Annotated in this window: 16 protein-coding genes and 4 tRNA genes; 11 read left to right on the top strand and 9 right to left on the bottom strand. The window is 70.5% G+C overall.

The features are described from left to right. Window positions 1-9 precede the first annotated feature (9 nt). Both ACZ7H1_RS11205 and ACZ7H1_RS11200 read right to left on the bottom strand, forming a co-directional pair. Window positions 10-1,419, bottom strand: a complete 1,410-nt coding sequence (locus tag ACZ7H1_RS11205) for a sulfatase family protein (protein WP_470785627.1) — start codon at window positions 1,417-1,419, stop codon at window positions 10-12. 116 nt (window positions 1,420-1,535) lie between these two features. Next, window positions 1,536-1,631: a putative leader peptide gene (locus ACZ7H1_RS11200; RefSeq protein WP_365046659.1), complete on the bottom strand. Its 96-nt coding sequence runs from the start codon at window positions 1,629-1,631 to the stop codon at window positions 1,536-1,538. A 147-nt stretch (window positions 1,632-1,778) separates the two neighbouring features. Here ACZ7H1_RS11200 and purF point away from each other — a divergent pair, with 147 nt between their 5' ends. Continuing rightward, the gene (gene purF, locus ACZ7H1_RS11195) at window positions 1,779-3,296 is read left to right on the top strand and encodes an amidophosphoribosyltransferase (protein WP_470785625.1); all 1,518 of its coding nucleotides are present in this window, start codon (window positions 1,779-1,781) and stop codon (window positions 3,294-3,296) included. 36 nt (window positions 3,297-3,332) lie between these two features. Further along, a complete protein-coding gene (purM, locus tag ACZ7H1_RS11190; RefSeq protein ID WP_470785624.1) occupies window positions 3,333-4,400 on the top strand; it encodes a phosphoribosylformylglycinamidine cyclo-ligase in 1,068 nt (355 codons plus the stop codon). A gap of 157 nt (window positions 4,401-4,557) precedes the next feature. Here purM and ACZ7H1_RS11185 read toward each other — a convergent pair whose 3' ends face one another. Then, complete coding sequence (locus tag ACZ7H1_RS11185; protein ID WP_470785623.1) at window positions 4,558-4,821, bottom strand: DUF3073 domain-containing protein; 264 nt, start codon at window positions 4,819-4,821, stop codon at window positions 4,558-4,560. Window positions 4,822-5,113: 292 nt separating this feature from the next. Next, window positions 5,114-6,205, bottom strand: a complete 1,092-nt coding sequence (locus ACZ7H1_RS11180; RefSeq protein ID WP_470785622.1) for a Leu/Phe/Val dehydrogenase — start codon at window positions 6,203-6,205, stop codon at window positions 5,114-5,116. Between the two features lie 163 nt (window positions 6,206-6,368). Here ACZ7H1_RS11180 and ACZ7H1_RS11175 point away from each other — a divergent pair, with 163 nt between their 5' ends. Both ACZ7H1_RS11175 and bldC read left to right on the top strand, forming a co-directional pair. After that, window positions 6,369-7,193, top strand: coding sequence for a DUF8083 family protein (locus tag ACZ7H1_RS11175; protein WP_470785620.1), 825 nt, complete (start codon window positions 6,369-6,371; stop codon window positions 7,191-7,193). Between the two features lie 502 nt (window positions 7,194-7,695). Further along, window positions 7,696-7,902, top strand: a complete 207-nt coding sequence (gene bldC, locus ACZ7H1_RS11170; protein ID WP_003949541.1) for a developmental transcriptional regulator BldC — start codon at window positions 7,696-7,698, stop codon at window positions 7,900-7,902. 485 nt (window positions 7,903-8,387) lie between these two features. On the opposite strand, the gene ACZ7H1_RS11165 is transcribed toward bldC, so the two are convergent. Continuing rightward, window positions 8,388-8,461: transfer RNA gene (locus tag ACZ7H1_RS11165), tRNA-Asp, on the bottom strand. Window positions 8,462-8,541: 80 nt separating this feature from the next. Beyond that, window positions 8,542-12,465, bottom strand: coding sequence for an ATP-dependent RNA helicase HrpA (gene hrpA, locus ACZ7H1_RS11160; RefSeq protein WP_470785618.1), 3,924 nt, complete (start codon window positions 12,463-12,465; stop codon window positions 8,542-8,544). Window positions 12,466-12,581: 116 nt separating this feature from the next. Between hrpA and ACZ7H1_RS11155 the strand changes: the two genes are divergently transcribed. Next, entirely contained in the window at window positions 12,582-13,364 is a 783-nt protein-coding gene (locus tag ACZ7H1_RS11155; RefSeq protein WP_470785616.1) for a DsbA family protein, read from the top strand. Continuing rightward, the gene (locus ACZ7H1_RS11150) at window positions 13,365-14,192 is read left to right on the top strand and encodes a cytochrome c biogenesis CcdA family protein (protein WP_470785613.1); all 828 of its coding nucleotides are present in this window, start codon (window positions 13,365-13,367) and stop codon (window positions 14,190-14,192) included. 130 nt (window positions 14,193-14,322) lie between these two features. Here ACZ7H1_RS11150 and ACZ7H1_RS11145 read toward each other — a convergent pair. The 3 genes from ACZ7H1_RS11145 to ACZ7H1_RS11135 form a co-directional block, all read right to left on the bottom strand. Continuing rightward, window positions 14,323-14,399 (bottom strand) — tRNA-Phe (locus ACZ7H1_RS11145). Window positions 14,400-14,421: 22 nt separating this feature from the next. Next, window positions 14,422-14,495, bottom strand: a tRNA-Asp gene (locus ACZ7H1_RS11140). Between the two features lie 39 nt (window positions 14,496-14,534). Next, window positions 14,535-14,607, bottom strand: a tRNA-Glu gene (locus ACZ7H1_RS11135). Between the two features lie 104 nt (window positions 14,608-14,711). Here ACZ7H1_RS11135 and ACZ7H1_RS11130 point away from each other — a divergent pair. The 5 genes from ACZ7H1_RS11130 to ACZ7H1_RS11110 form a co-directional block, all read left to right on the top strand. Next, window positions 14,712-15,062, top strand: coding sequence for a metallopeptidase family protein (locus ACZ7H1_RS11130; RefSeq protein ID WP_470785611.1), 351 nt, complete (start codon window positions 14,712-14,714; stop codon window positions 15,060-15,062). Beyond that, window positions 15,059-15,568 (top strand): fluoride efflux transporter FluC, encoded by a 510-nt coding sequence (locus ACZ7H1_RS11125; RefSeq protein ID WP_470785609.1) that lies wholly within the window; start codon window positions 15,059-15,061, stop codon window positions 15,566-15,568. The genes ACZ7H1_RS11130 and ACZ7H1_RS11125 overlap by 4 nt, the downstream gene beginning before the upstream one ends. After that, on the top strand, window positions 15,565-15,942 hold the full coding sequence (crcB, locus tag ACZ7H1_RS11120) for a fluoride efflux transporter CrcB (protein WP_470785607.1): 378 nt from the start codon (window positions 15,565-15,567) through the stop codon (window positions 15,940-15,942). Before ACZ7H1_RS11125 ends, crcB begins: the two co-directional genes overlap by 4 nt. A 167-nt stretch (window positions 15,943-16,109) precedes the next feature. Beyond that, window positions 16,110-16,757: a hypothetical protein gene (locus ACZ7H1_RS11115; protein ID WP_470785605.1), complete on the top strand. Its 648-nt coding sequence runs from the start codon at window positions 16,110-16,112 to the stop codon at window positions 16,755-16,757. Between the two features lie 196 nt (window positions 16,758-16,953). Further along, window positions 16,954-18,813 (top strand): DEAD/DEAH box helicase (locus ACZ7H1_RS11110; protein WP_470785603.1); only part of this gene is annotated, 1,860 nt, incomplete at its 3' end.

The raw sequence follows: 18,813 nt of genomic DNA, 5'->3' as shown, positions 1-18,813 counted from the left end.
CAGTAGCCGTCAGGCCGGGTACGGGAGAAGACCGGAAGCGGTCTTCTCCCACGCCGCCCGCAGCTCCGCCAGCCGCTCCGGCTCGACGGACGCCTTGTCGGCCTGCTCGCGGATGTCCCCGGCCAGGTTGAACAGCTGGTCCCGGCCCGCCTTGCCGCGGTAGTACTTCCAGTCGCCGCGGCGCAGCGCCCGCTCCCCGCGCACCCGCCAGAACAGGTCGCGCTGCGGGACCCGTTCGCCGCGCAGCAGGTACCCCGCAAGGCTGGCGCCGTCGAGCGGGAAAGCCGGGTGCGGGCGGGCGCCGGCCAGCTCCAGCAGGGTGGCCGTCCAGTCCGGGGTGAAGACCGGGACGTGGCTGACCTGGCCGCCGTCGAGCCGGGCGGGCCAGCGCACGATGGTGGGCACCCGGATGCCGCCCTCCTGGAGCGAACCCTTGTTCCCGGCCAGCGGCCAGTTGTGGGAGAAGCGCTCGCCGCCGTTGTCGCTGGCGAAGAACACCAGGGTGTCGCGCTCCTGCCCGGAGCGCTTCAGGGCGCGCAGCACCTCGCCGACCGAGCGGTCGAGGTCCTCGACCATCTCCTTGTACTTGCCGAGGGAGCCGCCGTCGTCGTGCCACAGGGCCCGCCGGTCGCCGGCCTTGATCCGGCGGACGATCTCCGCGCTGGTCCCGGTGTCGCCGTCCGCGATCCACGGCCAGTGCGGGGTGGTGAAGTTGAGGTTGAGGAGCCAGGGCCGGTCGTGCTCGCGCCGCACGTACTCGCTCGCCCGCTCGGTCAGGATCCGGGTGTAGTAGCGCAGGTCCTTGTACTGCGCATCGCCCTCGTAGAGGTCGTACGAGCCGTCCCCGCCCAGCTTGGAGTAGTACTCCAGGGCCCCGCCGAAGTTGCCGAAGAACTCGTCCCAGCCAGACCTGGTCGGGCTGTAGTCGGGCAGGAAGCCGCAGTGCCACTTGCCGATCAGGGCGGTGTCGTAGCCGGAGTCGCGCAGCAGCGAGGCCAGCGTCGGGTGGGTGGGCTCCAGGCCGGCGGACCTGTCCGCGATGGGCTCCGCGAGCCCGCCCTTCGTACGGCCGGGGAACCGCCCCGTGTACAGGCTGAACCGGGTGGGGGAGCAGGTCGCGGAGCCGGAGTAGGCGTCGGTGAAGCGCACCCCCTGGCGGGCCAGCCGGTCCAGGTTCGGCGTCTCGATATGGGTGGATCCGTACGACGACAGGTCCGCCCAGCCGAGGTCGTCGCCGAGGATGAAGAGGATGTTCGGACGCCGCGACGGGCCCCCCGCGGAGGCCCGGAAAGGGCGCTCCCCGGGGGTCGCGGCCCGGGCCGCAGCGGTGCTCCCGAGCCCCGCTGCGGCGGTCGCCGCGGTCACTCCGACGGCGCCTCCGAAGGCGCGTCGGGACAGCTTGGTGTTGTACGAAGACACAGGTGCTCCCAGGCGTGGCCGGCCGGCCCGGCCCCGGGCGGCGCGCGGGACGGCGCACGGCACGGCAGGACAGGGGCGGGGCGGATCAAAAACAGAAAAAGGGAAAGGAGTTGTGGCTACGCAGAACAGCGACAGATGGCGCTCGCGACACGGACCAGGTCAACGTGGCGGCGCTCGACGAGGGTGACGATCCGGTCACCGAGAGGCTGCATGGGGCGAGAGCCTGTACGAATTCGGTTGTAGATGTCAACAAGGCCATCCGCATACCGAGACGGGGGTATTCGGTCACCCTCTGTGCTGTGACATTTCCCGGCCGTCCCCAATTCGGACCAGTGGTCGATCTCGCCTACACTCGAAGCGTGCCTCGTGGTGATGGACGACTCAACCACGACCTGCTCCCCGGCGAGAAGGGCCCCCAGGACGCTTGCGGCGTCTTCGGTGTCTGGGCTCCGGGTGAAGAGGTCGCCAAGCTCACCTACTTCGGACTGTATGCACTGCAGCACCGCGGACAAGAGTCCGCGGGCATCGCTGTGAGCAACGGTTCCCAGATCCTCGTCTTCAAGGACATGGGCCTCGTGTCCCAGGTCTTCGACGAAACCTCCCTCGGCTCCCTCCAGGGACATATCGCGGTCGGTCACGCCCGTTACTCGACCACCGGTGCCTCGGTGTGGGAGAACGCGCAGCCCACCTTCCGTGCCACTGCCCACGGCTCGATCGCCCTGGGTCACAACGGCAACCTGGTCAACACCGCCGAACTCGCCGAGATGGTCGCCGACCTTCCCCGGCAGGACGGCCGTGCCACCCAGGTGGCGGCCACCAACGACACCGACCTGGTCACGGCCCTGCTGGCCGGCCAGACCGATGACGACGGCAAGCCGCTGACCATAGAGGAGTCGGCCGCCAAGGTCCTCCCGCAGGTCAAGGGTGCGTTCTCGCTCGTCTTCATGGACGAGAACACCCTCTACACCGCCCGTGACCCGCAGGGCATCCGTCCGCTCGTGCTCGGCCGCCTGGAGCGCGGCTGGGTGGTCGCGAGCGAGACCGCCGCCCTCGACATCTGCGGCGCCAGCTTCGTCCGCGAGGTCGAGCCGGGCGAGCTCATCGCGATCGACGAGAACGGCCTGCGGACCTCGCGCTTCGCGGAAGCAAAGCCCAAGGGCTGTGTTTTCGAGTACGTGTACCTCGCGCGTCCCGACACCGACATCGCCGGCCGGAACGTCTACCTCTCGCGTGTCGAGATGGGCCGGCGGCTGGCCAAGGAAGCCCCGGTCGACGCCGATCTGGTCATAGCGACACCGGAATCGGGTACGCCCGCGGCCGTCGGCTACGCCGAGGCGAGCGGGATCCCGTACGGCTCCGGCCTGGTGAAGAACGCCTACGTCGGCCGGACCTTCATCCAGCCCTCGCAGACGATCCGCCAGCTCGGCATCCGTCTGAAGCTCAACCCGCTCAAGGAAGTCATCCGCGGCAAGCGCCTGGTGGTCGTCGACGACTCGATCGTCCGCGGCAACACCCAGCGCGCCCTGGTCCGGATGCTCCGCGAGGCCGGTGCGGCCGAGGTCCACATCCGGATCTCCTCCCCGCCCGTCAAGTGGCCGTGCTTCTTCGGCATCGACTTCGCCACCCGCGCGGAGCTGATCGCCAACGGCATGTCGGTCGAGGAGATCGGCAAGTCCCTGGGCGCGGACTCCCTCTCGTACATCTCGCTCGACGCGATGATCGAGGCGACCACGATCCAGAAGCCGAACCTCTGCCGGGCCTGCTTCGACGGCGAGTACCCGATGGAGCTGCCCGACCCGGAGCTCCTCGGCAAGCAGCTGCTGGAGACCGAGCTGCTGGGCGGTACCGACGCCGCCGACGCGCTCCGTCGCCCGTAACCCCTCACGCAGTACGACACGAAAGTTCTCAACCCCATGAGTGAGACCACCGGTGCCTCCTACGCGTCCGCGGGCGTCGACATCGAGGCGGGCGACCGCGCCGTCGAGCTGATGAAGGAGTGGGTGAAGAAGACGCAGCGCCCCGAGGTCCTCGGCGGCCTCGGCGGTTTCGCCGGCCTCTTCGACGCCTCCGCCCTCAAGCGCTACGAGCGGCCGCTGCTCGCCTCCGCCACTGACGGCGTCGGCACCAAGGTCGACATCGCCCGGCAGATGGGCGTCTACGACACCATCGGCCACGACCTGGTCGCGATGGTCATGGACGACATCGTCGTCTGCGGCGCCGAGCCGCTCTTCATGACCGACTACATCTGCGTGGGCAAGGTCCACCCGGAGCGGGTCGCGCAGATCGTCAAGGGCATCGCCGAGGGCTGTGTCCTCGCGGGCACCGCGCTGGTCGGCGGCGAGACCGCCGAGCACCCGGGCCTGCTCGGCCCCGACGACTTCGACGTCGCGGGCGCCGGCACCGGTGTCGTGGAGTACGACCGCCTGCTCGGTGCGGATCGCATCCGTACGGGTGACGCGGTCATCGCGATGGCGTCCTCCGGACTTCACTCGAACGGGTACTCGCTCGTCCGGCACGTGCTCTTCGACCGGGCCGGGCTGTCCCTGGAGCGGGAGGTCCCGGAGTTCGGCCGCACCCTCGGCGAGGAGCTCCTGGAGCCCACCAAGATCTACTCGCTGGACTGCCTGGCGCTCACCCGGACCACCGACGTGCACGCGTTCTCGCACATCACCGGCGGCGGCCTCGCGGCCAACCTGGCCCGCGTCGTCCCGGACCACCTGCACGCCACGGTCGACCGCTCGACCTGGGCCCCGGGCGCGGTGTTCGACCTCGTCGGCAAGGCCGGCCGGGTCGAGCAGCTGGAGCTGGAGAAGACGCTGAACATGGGCGTCGGCATGATGGCCGTCGTCCCGCAGGAGTCCGTCGAGGTCGCCCTGGCCACGCTGGCCGACCGCGGCGTCGACGCCTGGGTCGCGGGCGAGGTCCTGGACCGCGGCGAGCACGCCGAGGGCGCTGCCCTCACCGGTTCGTACGCCGTCTGACCTGCGCGGGAGCGGGCTCCGGCCCGCTCCCCCAGGCGGGGCCCACGGGCTTCCGGCAGCAAAGCGTCCGAGCAGAACCCGAGCAGCACTGAACCCGGTCCGGGGTGGATTCCTGGACCGGGTTCACGCGTTGTTCGGCTGTGCAGTCAGCTCGGGGTCATGCGCCGCGACGCTGTTGGGACGGGCCGGACTCTTCGTCCTCGTCATCGTCCTCGTTGTACAGCTCCGCATAGCGGGCGTACGGGTCTTCTTCTTCGTCGTCGTCCTCGAACGGCTCGCCATTCGGCGGCTGGTTCGAAACCGGCTGCGAAGTCGATGCGCCCAGCTCGTTGGCCAGACGCGACAAGTCAGTCCCGCCGCTGCTGTACTTCAGCTGGCGGGCGACCTTCGTCTGCTTGGCCTTTGCCCGGCCGCGCCCCATGGCTCGACCCCCTCGGTGACGGGGCTCGACGGCCCCAGAGTCTTGACACGCGTTCATGATTCGGAACGGACTCTCCGCAGAGAGACCGGTCCGTAGGGCTTTAACGGTACCTGCTTCCGCGGCCATACGGTACGCCGCCCGCATGACGTGCCTCGACGCAGTGCCTGCGAGACGCCCTGTACTCGCTGGTCAGCTGCGATTTTAGCCCTTTATTGACGGGCGACCCGCCGAAGCGCAGTGAGTCTCACCACGCTGCGCCCGGCGGGCCCTCCCGGGCTTCTGCGGGCCTGCCTTACGCCGTACGGGCGGTGCGGGCCTCGGCCATGCGCTGCTCGGCGATCCGGTCGGCCGCAGCGGCCGGCGGAATGCCATCCGTCTTCGCGCGAGCAAAGATCTCCAGCGTGGTGTCGAAGATCTTCGTCGCCTTCACCTTGCACCGGTCGAAGTCGAAGCCGTGGAGCTCGTCCGCGACCTGGATGACACCGCCGGCGTTGACGACGTAGTCGGGGGCGTAGAGGATCCCGCGGTCCGCGAGGTCCTTCTCGACACCCGGATGCGCGAGCTGGTTGTTGGCCGCACCGCAGACGATCTTCGCGGTGAGCACCGGCACGGAGTCGTCGTTGAGGGCGCCGCCGAGCGCGCAGGGGGCGTAGATGTCCAGGCCCTCCGTGCGGATCAGCGTCTCGGTGTCCGCCACCGCGGTGACCTGCGGGTGCTTGTCGAGGATGCGCTGCACGGACTCCTGGCGGACGTCCGTGATGACGACCTCGGCACCGTCTGCCAGCAGGTGCTCGACCAGGTAGTGGCCGACCTTGCCGACGCCCACGACGCCGACCTTGCGGCCGCGCAGGGTCGGGTCGCCCCACAGGTGCTGGGCGCTCGCGCGCATGCCCTGGAAGACGCCGAAGGCGGTGAGTACGGAGGAGTCGCCGGCGCCGCCGTTCTCGGGGGAGCGGCCGGTCGCCCAGCGGGTCTCACGGGCCACGACGTCCATGTCGGCGACGTACGTGCCGACGTCGCAGGCGGTCACGTAGCGGCCGCCGAGCGACTCCACGAACCGGCCGTACGCCAGGAGCAGTTCCTCGCTCTTGAGGATGTCCGGGTCCCCGATGATCACGGCCTTGCCGCCGCCGTGGTCGAGCCCGGCCAGCGCGTTCTTGTACGACATGCCGCGCGAGAGGTTCAGCGCGTCGAGCACGGCCTCCTCGTCGCTGGCGTACGCGTGGAACCGGGTGCCGCCGAGGGCCGGGCCCAGGGCGGTCGAGTGGATGGCGATGACGGCCTTCAGGCCGGTGGCACGGTCCTGGCACAGCACGACTTGCTCATGGCCTCCCTGCTCCGAGCGGAACAGGGTGTGCAGGACGCCGTCGGTCATTTCGGTCACGGTGGTGACTCCCATAAGAGAAGCGGCGGGGGGCCCTCCTGCGGGTGGGGAGGGCGTGTGGGAGCAGCGTAAGACCTGTCGGGGGCCCGTAGGGCCCGGGTGCCGAGGATCACCCCCTCCCGGAGTACGCGTAGCCGGGCGGGCCGTGGGGGAGGAGGGGGAGGTGACCCGATCCCTCACCGTTCCGTACGCCTCCTACCTGCGCGTGTACGAGCCCCTCGCGGCCTTTCAGGAGCCGGAGCGCACCCACTGGTCGGATTACGCCCGGCGCGGGGACACCCCGACCTACCAGGACGAGCTGCGCCGCTCGCTGGCGGACCTGGTGCCGGTGCCGCCGGTGGGGGTGCCGGTGCACGAGAGCGCGGACGCGTTCACGGCCGTCGTGGACGGGGTGCTGCTGGTGTGCCCGTGGCGGACCCGGCTGCGCGGCTGGCTGGCGCTGCGGGAGCTGGTGGCGGAGTTCCCGGCCGCGGTGCTGGACCTGGCGCTGCCGCCGGTGGTGCGGCGGCAGGCGGAGGCCGACTACGACCGGTGGCGCGAGCGGAACCCGGATGCCCGGCCGTGGATCCGCACCGCGGTCTGGCAGGTGCCGCTGCGCTGGTTCGTGCTGGTGGCGGACGAGGAGCGGGAGTACGTGCCGGGCGAACTGCTGCGCTACCGGACGCCGATGGTGCAGGCGCGGCGGCGACTGGCGCGGGCACTGCGGGTGCTTCGGGAGGCCGACGCCACGCACGCGCCGCTGGCCGAGGGGCTGGTGGACGTGGGCAGCTGGCTGGAGGAGTTCCATCCGCGCTCGCTGGTGGAGCTGGACTACGGCGGGCTGGTGCACGTCCTGCCGGCCGACGGGCTGGCGGGCGACCGCTCGGCGGCGGAGCTGGCGGCCGGGATGCGGGCGCTGGGCGCGGGGGACGTGCAGGCCGCGGGCGAGGCGTACGAGAAGCTGTCGGGGCGCTGGCGGTCGGTCAGGGAGAAGTTGTTCGCCAACTGACACCAACGGAATGGATGCGATCATTCCGCTCACAGGTAATACTCGGGCCTTAGTGCCGGGACCTACGTCCCGATCCGGGCCTAAGGCCCAAGCGTGACGGACCGCACTAACTACACCCTTGCGCCGTTCCCCTACCCTCGTGCCAAAATAGGACAAGGAGTCCGGGGAGGGTTCCATCCGCCCAAGTTTGGGCGGATTGCTTGGTATTGCACTCTATGGGGGGTCTGATGGCTCCCGATCGCTGTGTGACTGATCGTCACTGTGGTGTGACTGTCCGTTATGGGCGGGTCCATCGGCTTCCGTCGTGGATGAACACCTCAGAGGGCAATTCCATCGGTTTGGCCGACGAGGCTGGACGGATGGTGTAGTTGTAGTGCCGAGGACAAGCCGTTCGTCCTATAACCGACTCGGCCCGCGTATGTCCATTTCGGGCAACGCGGGCCAAGGTGCAGAATTTAGAGGAAAGAACCGAGATGGTTCGGTTCTCCCGAGGAGGCCGCTCATGACCGCTCGCACCCCTGATGCCGAGCCGCTGCTGACCCCGGCTGAGGTTGCCACCATGTTCCGCGTGGACCCGAAGACGGTTACCCGCTGGGCCAAGGCCGGCAAGCTCACGTCCATCCGCACGCTGGGTGGGCACCGCCGTTACCGCGAGGCTGAGGTCCGCGCACTGCTTGCGGGAATTCCGCAGCAGCGCAGCGAGGCCTGAGCACCACAGCACCCCGTTTTGCCGGGCGTTTATCGGGTCCCCCAATCCGATAACCCCACCTAGCTTCATGCGGCCGGACCTGCCCCAACAGGTCCGTCATGCCGTCGATCGCGCTGGACTCCGCCGGGTCCAGCGCGATTTTTTTGTGCCCCGTGCAGGCCGTGCGGGGTGGGTGCAATTGCACATATTAAATTGACCCCGCGTATGCATGCGATAAATATGCGAGTTCCAAAAACTCATGTGGTGACACCCGTCACATCTGATCACTCTTGTACATCCGGCATTGCACCCGTAAGGGGACTCCCCGTGCGAGACCGGTCATGCGGACGGGGGACTTCGGGAGTCTTTGCCCCCGGGGAGTGCGGTCATCTAATCGGAATTAATCATTCCGCTCGGAGGGGGTGCCCAAACCTGCCCCCCGCACCCGAATCCGGAAACGACTCAGGGCCCGTATCTCCGAAGAGATACGGGCCCTGAGTGTCTTGCGAACCTGACGGGACTTGAACCCGCGACCTCCACCTTGACAGGGTGGCGAGCTAACCAACTGCTCCACAGGTCCTCGATTTGCTGCCGATTGCCCGGCTGCGAATCAGACTGTACAGCAGGTCAGGGGGTGCGGTCGAACCCGGTCGCGAGCGATCACGGGGCCAGCGCGTCGATGGCCTTCACGATGCGCTTGTCGGAGATCGGATAGGCCGTCCCCAGCGCGTGCGCGAAGTAGCTGACGCGCAGCTCCTCGATCATCCAGCGGACGTCGGTCACCTCGCTCGGCACGGGCCGGCCCTTGGGCAGCTGCTCCAGCAGCCAGGCGTACTCGTCCTGCATCTCGTGGACCTTGGCCATGCGCGTGGTGTCGCGCTGGGCGCCCGTCGGCATCTGCTGGAGCCGCCGGTCCACCGCGACCAGGTAGCGCATCAGGTCCGGCAGCCGCCGCAGGCCGGTCAGCGTCACGAAACCGGCCGGGACGAGGGCCGTGAGCTGCGTCCTGACGTCCTGGACGTTGGCGACCAGGGAAAGGCTGTTCGTGGCCTTCAGGCGCCGCTCACAGGCCTGCCAGGCGGCCAGGATCTGCTGCACCTGGCCGACCGTGCGCACGGTCGTGTCCACGAGGTCGGCCCGGACGCCGTCGTAGAGCTTCCGGAAGGACTGCTCGTCCCACGCGGGCCCGCCGTGGTCGGCGATCAGCCGGTCCGTGGCGGCCGTCGCGCAGTCCTCGAACAGCGCCTGGACGGAGCCGTGCGGGTTGCGCGACAGCGCGAGCTTGGCCTGGTTGGACAGCTTGTCCGAGGCGAACTTCGCCGGGTTCACCGGGATGTTCAGCAGGATCAGCCGGCGGGTGCCCCGCCACATGGCCTGCTGCTGCTCGGCTTCGGTGTCGAAGAGCCGTACGGAGACCGTCGTGCCCTCGTCCACCAGCGCCGGGTACGCCTTCACGGGCTGGCCCGCGCGCCGGGTCTCGAAGACCCGGCTCAGCGTCCCCATGGTCCAGTCCGTCAGACCGGTGCGCTCCACGGACTCCCCGCCCGAGCGCTCGGCGGTGGCGGCAGCGGCCTTGGAGAGGGCCTGGCGGGCCTTGGGGCGCAGCTTGAGCCGCAGGGCCTCCAGGTCCTTGTCCTCGGCGATCTTGCGGCGCCGCTCGTCGATGATCCGGAAGGTGATCTTCAGGTGGTCCGGGATCCGGCCGAGGTCGAAGTCCTCCGGCGCGACCGGGACCCCGACCATCCGGTGGAGCTCGCGGGCCAGTGTGACCGGCAGCGGCTCCTGGAGCGGGACGGCCGTCGCCAGGAAGCGGGTCGCGAAGTTCGGCGCGGGGACGTAGTGCCGGCGGATGGGCTTGGGCAGCGACCGGATCAGCTCGGTCACGACCTCTTCCCGCAGGCCCGGGATCTGCCAGTCGAAGCCCTCGTCCGTGACCTGGTTGAGCACCTGGAGCGGGACGTGCACGGTCACGCCGTCCGCGTCCGCACCGGGCTCGAACTGGTACGTCACCTTGAACTTCAGCTGTCCCTGGCGCCAGGAGTCCGGGTAGTCGTCCTTCGTGACCCCGGCGGCCTTCTCCGTGAGGAGCATCTCCCGCTCGAAGTCCAGGAGCTCCGGCTCCTCGCGCTTCTTGTGCTTCCACCAGGAGTCGAAGTGCGCCCCGGACACCACGTGCTCGGGGATCCGCTGGTCGTAGAAGTCGAACAGGGTCTCGTCGTCGACGAGGATGTCCCGCCGCCGGGCCCGGTGCTCCAGCTCCTCGACCTCGGTCAGCAGCTTCCTGTTGTCCGCGTAGAACTTGTGGTGCGTCCGCCAGTCGCCCTCGACCAGGGCGTTGCGGATGAACAGCTCGCGCGAGACCTCGGGATCGATCCGGCCGTAGTTGATCTTCCGCTGGGCCACGATCGGCACGCCGTACAGCGTGACCTTCTCGTACGCCATCACGGCCGCCTGGTCCTTCTCCCAGTGCGGCTCGCTGTACGTGCGCTTGATCAGGTGCTGCGCGAGCGGCTCGACCCACTCCGGCTCGACCTTCGCGTTGACCCGGGCCCACAGCCGCGAGGTCTCCACCAGCTCGGCCGACATCACGAACTTGGGCTGCTTCTTGAACAGCGCCGAGCCCGGGAAGACCGCGAACTTCGCCGACCGGGCGCCCAGGTACTCGTTCTTGTCCGTGTCCTTCAGGCCGATGTGCGAGAGCAGGCCGGCCAGCAGCGAGACGTGGATGTGCTGCTCGGGGGCGTCCGTCTCGGAGAGGTGGATGCCCATCGTCTTGGCGACCGTGCGCAGCTGCGAGTAGATGTCCTGCCACTCGCGGATCCGCAGGAAGTTCAGGTACTCCTGCTTGCACATCCGGCGGAAGGAGGACGAGCCGCGCTCCTTCTGCTGCTCGCGGACGTACCGCCACAGGTTGAGGTAGGCCAGGAAGTCGCTGGTCTCGTCCTTGAAGCGGGCGTGGTTCTGGTCCGCCTGCTGCTGCTTGTCCGAGGGCCGCTCGCGCGGGTCCTGGATGGACAGCGCCGCCGCGATGACCATGACCTCGCGGACGCAGTTGTTCTTGTCCGCCTCGATGACCATGCGCGCCAGGCGTGGGTCGACCGGAAGCTGCGCCAGCTGGCGGCCCATCGGAGTGAGCCGCTTCTTGTGATCCTTCTCCGCGGGGTCCAGCGCGCCGAGCTCCTGCAGGAGCTGCACGCCGTCGCGGATGTTCCGGTGGTCCGGCGGGTCGATGAAGGGGAACTTCTCGATCTCGCCGAGGCCGGCCGCGGTCATCTGGAGGATGACGGAGGCGAGGTTCGTCCGCAGGATCTCGGCGTCCGTGAACTCCGGGCGCGCGTTGAAGTCGTCCTCGGAGTACAGCCGGATGCAGATGCCGTCGGACGTACGGCCGCAGCGGCCCTTGCGCTGGTTGGCGCTGGCCTGGCTGATCCGCTCGATGGGCAGGCGCTGCACCTTGGTGCGGTGGCTGTAGCGGGAGATCCGGGCGTTGCCCGGGTCGATCACGTACTTGATGCCCGGGACGGTGAGGGAGGTCTCGGCGACGTTCGTCGCGAGGACGATCCGGCGCCCGGTGTGCTGCTGGAAGACCCGGTGCTGCTCGGCGTGCGACAGCCGCGCGTAGAGGGGGAGCACCTCGGTGAAGCGGAGCTTGCGCTTCTCCAGGGCGTCCGCCGTGTCGCGGATCTCGCGCTCGCCGGAGAGGAAGACCAGGACGTCGCCCGGCCCCTCGGCCTGGAGCTCGTCGACGGCGTCGCAGATCGCGGTGATCTGGTCGCGGTCGCTCTCCTCGGAGTCGTCTTCCAGGAGGGGCCGGTAACGCACCTCCACCGGATACGTACGACCGCTGACCTCGACGATCGGGGCGTCCCCGAAGTGGCGCGAGAAGCGCTCCGGGTCGATGGTCGCCGAAGTGATCACGACCTTGAGGTCGGGGCGCTTCGGCAGCAGCTGGGCCAGGTAGCCCAGCAGGAAGTCGATGTTGAGGCTCCGCTCGTGGGCCTCGTCGATGATGATCGTGTCGTAGGCGCGCAGCTCGCGGTCCGTCTGGATCTCGGCGAGCAGGATGCCGTCGGTCATCAGCTTCACGAAGGTCGCGTCCGGGTCCACCTGGTCGGTGAATCGGACCTTCCAGCCGACCGTCTGCCCGATCTCGGACTTCAGCTCCTCGGCGATCCGCTCGGCGACCGTGCGGGCCGCGATCCGGCGGGGCTGGGTGTGCCCGATCATGCCCCGGACGCCGCGCCCCAGCTCCATGCAGATCTTGGGGATCTGCGTGGTCTTGCCGGAGCCGGTCTCGCCCGCGACGATCACGACCTGGTGGTCGCGTATCGCCTCGGCGATCTCGTCCTTCTTCTGGCTGACGGGGAGCGCCTCGGGATACGTGACCTCGGGCATCCTGGCGGCACGCCCGGTCACCCGCTCGGCGGCCTTCGCGGCCTCCGCGGCGATCTCGTCGAGTACGGCCTGCCGGGCCTCGGGCTTGCGGATGCGGCGGGCGCCTTCGAGACGACGGCCGAGCCGGTGGGCGTCTCGGAGCGAGATCTCACCGAGGAGGGTGTGCAGGGCGGCGAAGGAAGTAGACATACCTGATCGAGGATCTCACCCGCGGGTGCCGGGTGGCGAACGCATTTGTGGGACCACCCCGTACCATTCCGGGCGAGATCCCCCAAACGACCCGCCGTGTGAGTGAGAGGCCCGTCATGTCCCGCCCCCGGACGCCCGCGTCCAAGAAGCCGCTGCTCCTCTCCGCCGGGGTCGCCCTCGCCGCCGTCGCCCTCGGGCTGGCGTCCTGGCAGGCCACCGCACCCCAGGAGGAGGGCCCGGCGGCCCCGGCGGCCGCCGTCGGGAAGGCGGAGCCGGGCGCGGAGCCGGGCGGGGACCCGGGCGCGCGGGCCGGGTCCGGTGCCGCTGCGGAACTGCTCGGGCTCGCCCGCCGCGACGCCGCCGACAAGATGGCCGTGGGCCGCGCCGACGCCCCCGTCGTGCTGATCGAGTACGCCGACTACAAGTGCGGCTACTGCGGGAAGTTCACCCGCGACACCGAGCCGGAGCTCATCCGCAAGTACGTCGACGAGGGCACCCTGCGCATCGAGTGGCGCAACTTCCCGATCTTCGGCGCCGAGTCCGAGGCCGCCGCCAAGGCCGCCTGGGCCGCCGGGCAGCAGGGCCGCTTCACGCAGTTCCACCACGCCGCCTACGCCGAGGGCTCGAAGGAGAAGGGCTTCGCCGAAGCCCGCCTCGTCGAGCTGGCCGGGGCCGCCGGCGTCCCCGACCTCGCGCGCTTCAAGCAGGACATGGGCAGCGAGGCCGCCCTGACCGCCGTGAAGAAGGACCAGGAAGAGGGCTACCGCATCGGGGTCAGCAGCACCCCGTCCTTCCTCGTCAACGGGCAGCCGATCGCCGGCGCCCAGCCGCTGTCGGAGTTCTCCCGGGCCGTCGAGACGGCCAAGGCGCAGGCGGCGAAGGGCCGGGCGGCGAACTAGATGCAGATCGGATACCTGGCGGCCTTCCTCGGCGGGCTGCTCGCGCTGCTCAGCCCGTGCAGCGCGCTGCTGCTCCCGGCGTTCTTCGCGTACTCGATCGACTCGGCCTCCCGGCTGCTCGCCCGGACCGGGATCTTCTACGCCGGACTGGCCACCACCCTGGTGCCGCTGGGGGCCGCCGGGTCGTTCGCGGGCCGCTTCTTCTACGGCCACCGGGACCAGCTGGTGCTGGCGGGCGGCTGGCTGATCATCGCGCTGGGCCTGGCGCAGATCCTCGGGCTCGGCTTCGCGTCCCGGCGGATCGCGGAGCTCTCCGGGAAGATCCGCCCGACCACCGCGCTGTCCGTGTACGCGCTGGGCGCCGTCTACGGGCTCGCAGGGTTCTGCGCCGGCCCGATCCTGGGCAGCGTGCTGACCGTGGCCGCGGTGAGCGGCTCCCCGGTCTACGGCGGGCTGCTGCTGGCCGTGTACGCGCTGGGGATGGCCGTACCGCTGTTCGTGCTGGCGCTGCTGTGGGAGCGCTTCGAGCTGGGCGGGCGGACCTGGCTGCGCGGCCGGTCGCTCGCGGTGGGCCGCCTGCGGCTGCACACGACGTCGCTGCTGTCCGGGCTCTTCTTCATCGCGCTGGGCGGTCTGTTCCTGGCGTACGACGGGGCGAGCGCCCTGCCGGGGCTGCTCGACGTGGACGACTCGTACGCCGTGGAGCAGTGGGTACGGGGCTTCGCCGACGCGGTGCCGGACCGGGTGCTGCTCGGGGCGGTGGCCGTGGGCGCGCTCGCGGCCGGGCTGGTGCAGTGGCGGCGCCGGGTGCGCGGCGAGGAGGCGTAGGAGGCGTAGGCGGGCGGGCCCGGGAGCCGGGGGCTGCCGGGCGGGTCTCAGGGAACCCGGTCTCCGGGGACCCGCTCTCCGGTCTCCGGGAACGAGGAAGGCCCCCGTCCGAGGGACGGGGGCCTTCCGCTGGTGGCTGGGGCCGGGGTCGAACCGGCGACCTATCGCTTTTCAGGCGATCGCTCGTACCAACTGAGCTACCCAGCCACGAAGACCTTGCGGCCTTCAGCGATCCTGACGGGACTTGAACCCGCGACCTCCACCTTGACAGGGTGGCGAGCTAACCAACTGCTCCACAGGACCTGGTTATGTACGAGACAAAGTCTCGCACATGGTAATGCGTACCCCCAACGGGATTCGAACCCGTGCTACCGCCTTGAAAGGGCGGCGTCCTGGGCCACTAGACGATGAGGGCTAAAGGCCCGCCTGGGCGCTTCGCAGCGCGTCGGGGACGTGAGAAGCATATGGGATGCGGCTGCCTATCGCCAAAACGGATTCCCCCGGAGCGACAATGGCCCGGTGCTGGAGATGACGCGTGAGGAGTTCGAGGAGCTTGTCGCCGAAGCCCTGGACCGGATCCCGCCCGAACTGACGCGGCTGATGGACAACGTCGCCGTGTTCGTCGAGGACGAGCCGCCGTCGGACGACCCGGAGCTGCTCGGGCTGTACGAGGGCACACCGCTGACCGACCGGGGGGAGTGGTACGCCGGGGTGCTCCCGGACCGGATCACCATCTACCGGAACCCCACCCTGCGGATGTGCGAGTCCCGCGAGGACGTGGTCGCCGAGACCGAGATCACCGTGGTGCACGAGATCGCCCACCACTTCGGCATCGACGACGAGCGGCTGCACGACCTGGGATACGGATGACCCGTCCCGGGCCGGGGGCGGAGGGCGAGGCGGCGCACGAAGGGGCGGCGCAGGACGCGGCGGCGGAGGCGATCGATCCGGACGTCGACCTGCACGTGCCCGCCCACCGGGCCGAGCCGCAGGGGCGGGTGCTGGCCGCCGTCGCGGCGGGCGGCGTGGCCGGGGCCCTGGCGCGGTACGCCGTCTCGCTGCAGTGGCCGACGGCCCCGGGGGCCTTCCCGTGGGCGACCTTCTGGGTCAACGTCTCCGGGTGCGCCCTGATCGGGGTGCTGATGGCCTCGATCAGCGAGGGCGGCCGGTCGGCGCATCCTCTGGTGCGGCCGTTCCTCGGGGTCGGGGTGCTGGGCGGCTTCACCACCTTCTCCACGTACGCCGTCGACTTCTCCCGGCTGCTGGACCGCGGGGAGCCCGGGACCGCTCTGGCGTACGCCGGGCTGACCGTGGCCGGGGCGCTGGGCGCGGTGTGGCTCGCGGCCGTGGTGACGCGGCGCGCGGTGCGCCGGTGAACTGGCTGCTGGTGGCGCTCGGCGCCGCGGTCGGGGCGCCGCTGCGGTACCTGACGGACCGTGCGGTGCAGGCGCGGCACGATTCGGTGTTCCCGTGGGGGACGTTCACGGTGAACGCCGCCGGGTGCCTGGTGCTCGGGGTGCTGACCGGTGCCGTGCTCGCCTGGGACGGCTCCGCACCGCTTCAGGCGCTGCTCGGGACCGGGCTGTGCGGGGCGCTGACGACGTACTCCACCTTCTCGTACGAGACGCTGCGACTGGCCGAGCGGGGCCGGGCGTTCCTCGCCGCGGCCAACGTGGCCATGTCGGTGCCGGTCGGGCTGGGGGCCGCGTACGCGGGGATGGCGGTCGCGGGGGAACTGCTCGGCTCCTGAGGCCGGGTGGACGGCTTCCGGGCCGGGGGGCGCGGCCTGCGCGCCGGTTGTGCGCGGGGGGTTCGCGGACAGGTCGTGTCCGCGGGCGCGTGTCTCTTACGGGGCAAAGGGAGTTGGGCACATTGACCCGCTCATCGCGGACCGCGTCTGCCCCGGAGGTGCCGCCCGTGCGCCAGATCCCCGCTTCCGTCCGACTGGCCGTCACCGCACTCGCGGTCGTGGCGTCCGCGGGCTGCATGAGCGTCACCGACGAGGCCGGGAAGCCCGGGCCCTCCGCCTCCGCGGACCGCCGCGAGGCCGCCGCCGAAACGAACGGCGGCGGGTCCCACCAGGGCGTGCGGGGGCACGGCACCGGGCGCGGCACGAAGGACGGCAGGGACGGCAAGGACGGCAAGGACGGCGCGGCGGGCGAGGACGCCAAGGAGGGCGAGAAGGGCAAGGCCGGGGAGCCCGGTGCGTCGCACTCGCCGGGTGCCGCCGCCGGCGCACCCGGCGGCGGCCCGGCGTCCGCAGGGGGCGCCGGGTCGGGTGCCGGGGGCACCGGACCCGGGCCGCAGGAGCCCGAGCCGGGCGGCGGGGCCGGCGGGACCGCGGGGGGCTCCGGCGGTTCCGGGGGGCCTGGCGGCGCCGGAGGGGCCGGTGAGCCGACGCCGCCCGTGGATCCCCCGGTGAGTGAGCCGCCCGCTCCCGAGCCGACTCCGGAGCCCCCGTCCCCGGAGCCCAGCTCGGCGCCCGAGCCGCAGCCCCAGGCGGCCGGGGAACGGTCCGTACCGGTGATCGAGCCGCAGGCATCACCGCAGGTCGGACCGGTTTAGGAGGGAACGACTTGCCATGGTGGGGGAAGGGTGCGTATGGTTATAGATCGTTTGATCCCATTGCCCGGCGCCGAACCCGAAGAGCGCCGCGTGGCGCGTACTCTCCCTTGCCGTGGCTGACCGCATTGAGGCGGTCGCATTTGCGATTCACGGAGTTTGGGCGCGTGCCGAGACTCCGGAAGGTTTTCGCATTCGCATGTCCATTTCCAGTTCTGACCGTTCCGTCATGCCCGAGAACGACTCGATCGAGGCTGTCGAGACCCTTGAGGTCGACGCCACTCTCGAGGCGCTCGAGGCCGATGTTGCCGACGTGACGACCGACGACCAGATCGACGCCCTCGAGGCCGACGAGGCCGACGAGATCGACGCAGAGCCCACGATCACCTTCGGCGACCTCGGTCTGCCGGAGGGCGTCGTGCGCAAGCTCGCGCAGAACGGCGTCACCACCCCCTTCCCGATCCAGGCCGCGACCATCCCGGACGCCCTGGCCGGCAAGGACATCCTCGGCCGTGGCCGCACCGGCTCCGGCAAGACCCTCTCCTTCGGTCTCCCGCTCCTGGCCACGCTGGCCGGCGGCCACACCGACAAGAAGAAGCCCCGCGGCATCATCCTCACGCCGACGCGTGAGCTCGCGATGCAGGTCGCGGACGCCCTCCAGCCGTACGGCGACGTGCTCGGCCTCAAGATGAAGGTCGTCTGCGGCGGTACGTCCATGGGCAACCAGATCTACGCCCTGGAGCGCGGTGTCGACATCCTCGTCGCCACCCCGGGCCGTCTGCGCGACATCATCAACCGCGGCGCGTGCTCCCTGGAGCAGGTCAAGATCGCGGTCCTCGACGAGGCCGACCAGATGGCCGACCTGGGCTTCCTGCCCGAGGTCACCGAGCTGCTCGACCAGGTCCCGGCCGGCGGCCAGCGCCTGCTGTTCTCCGCCACGCTGGAGAACGAGATCGACAGCCTGGTCAAGCGCTACCTGGTGAACCCGGTCACGCACGAGGTCGACCCGTCCGCCGGCGCCGTCACCACCATGACCCACCACGTCCTGGTCGTGAAGCCGAAGGACAAGGCCCCGGTCACCGCGGCGATCGCCGCCCGCAAGGGCCGCACGATCATCTTCGTCCGTACCCAGCTGGGCGCCGACCGCATCGCCGAGCAGCTGCGCGACGCCGGTGTGAAGGCCGACGCGCTGCACGGCGGCATGACCCAGGGCGCGCGTACCCGCACCCTCGCGGACTTCAAGGAGGGCTACGTCAACGCGCTCGTCGCGACCGACGTCGCCGCCCGCGGCATCCACGTCGACGGCATCGACCTGGTCCTGAACGTGGACCCGGCCGGTGACCACAAGGACTACCTGCACCGCTCGGGCCGTACCGCCCGTGCCGGCCGCTCGGGTGTCGTCGTGTCGCTGGCGCTCCCGCACCAGCGCCGCCAGATCTTCCGCCTGATGGAGGACGCGGGCGTCGACGCCACGCGCCACATCGTCGGCGGCGCCGGCGCCTTCGACCCCGAGGTCGCCGAGATCACCGGTGCCCGGTCGCTGACCGAGGTCCAGGCCGACTCCGCGAACAACGCCGCCAAGCAGGCCGAGCGCGAGGTCGCCGACCTGACGAAGCAGCTCGAGCGCATCCAGCGCCGTGCCGTGGAGCTGCGCGAGGAGGCCGAGCGCCTGGTCGCCCGTGCCGCCCGCGAGCGCGGTGAGGACCCGGAGGCCGCCGTGGCCGAGGCTGCCGAGGCCGCCGAGGCCGAGGTCGCCGCCGAGATCGCGGCCGCCCCGGCGGTCGAGGAGCGCGCCGAGCGCGGTGGCTTCGAGCGCCGCGACGACCGCGGCAACTACGAGCGCCGCAACGACCGTCGCGATGACAACCGTGGTGGCGGCTTCCGCCGCGACGACCGTCGTGACGACAACCGTGGTGGCGGCTTCCGCCGCGACGACAACCGTGGCGGTGGCTTCAACCGTGACGACAACCGTGGTGGCGGCTTCCGCCGCGACGACCGTCGTGACGACAACCGTGGTGGCGGCTTCCGCCGCGACGACAACCGTGGCGGTGGCTTCAAC

The sequence above is a fragment of the Streptomyces sp. NPDC037401 genome (assembly GCF_055602345.1).
This window is presented reverse-complemented; position numbering and strand designations above follow the sequence as displayed.

What these genes read in the sequence shown, in the direction of transcription:
- ACZ7H1_RS11200 (WP_365046659.1), bottom strand. Translation starts at nt 1,631, where the DNA reads ATGCAGCCTCTCGGTGACCGGATCGTCACCCTCGTCGAGCGCCGCCAC.
- purM (WP_470785624.1), top strand. Translation starts at nt 3,333, where the DNA reads ATGAGTGAGACCACCGGTGCCTCCTACGCGTCCGCGGGCGTCGACATC.
- ACZ7H1_RS11185 (WP_470785623.1), bottom strand. Translation starts at nt 4,821, where the DNA reads ATGGGGCGCGGCCGGGCAAAGGCCAAGCAGACGAAGGTCGCCCGCCAG.
- bldC (WP_003949541.1), top strand. Translation starts at nt 7,696, where the DNA reads ATGACCGCTCGCACCCCTGATGCCGAGCCGCTGCTGACCCCGGCTGAG.
- hrpA (WP_470785618.1), bottom strand. Translation starts at nt 12,465, where the DNA reads ATGTCTACTTCCTTCGCCGCCCTGCACACCCTCCTCGGTGAGATCTCG.
- ACZ7H1_RS11155 (WP_470785616.1), top strand. Translation starts at nt 12,582, where the DNA reads ATGTCCCGCCCCCGGACGCCCGCGTCCAAGAAGCCGCTGCTCCTCTCC.
- ACZ7H1_RS11150 (WP_470785613.1), top strand. Translation starts at nt 13,365, where the DNA reads ATGCAGATCGGATACCTGGCGGCCTTCCTCGGCGGGCTGCTCGCGCTG.
- ACZ7H1_RS11125 (WP_470785609.1), top strand. Translation starts at nt 15,059, where the DNA reads ATGACCCGTCCCGGGCCGGGGGCGGAGGGCGAGGCGGCGCACGAAGGG.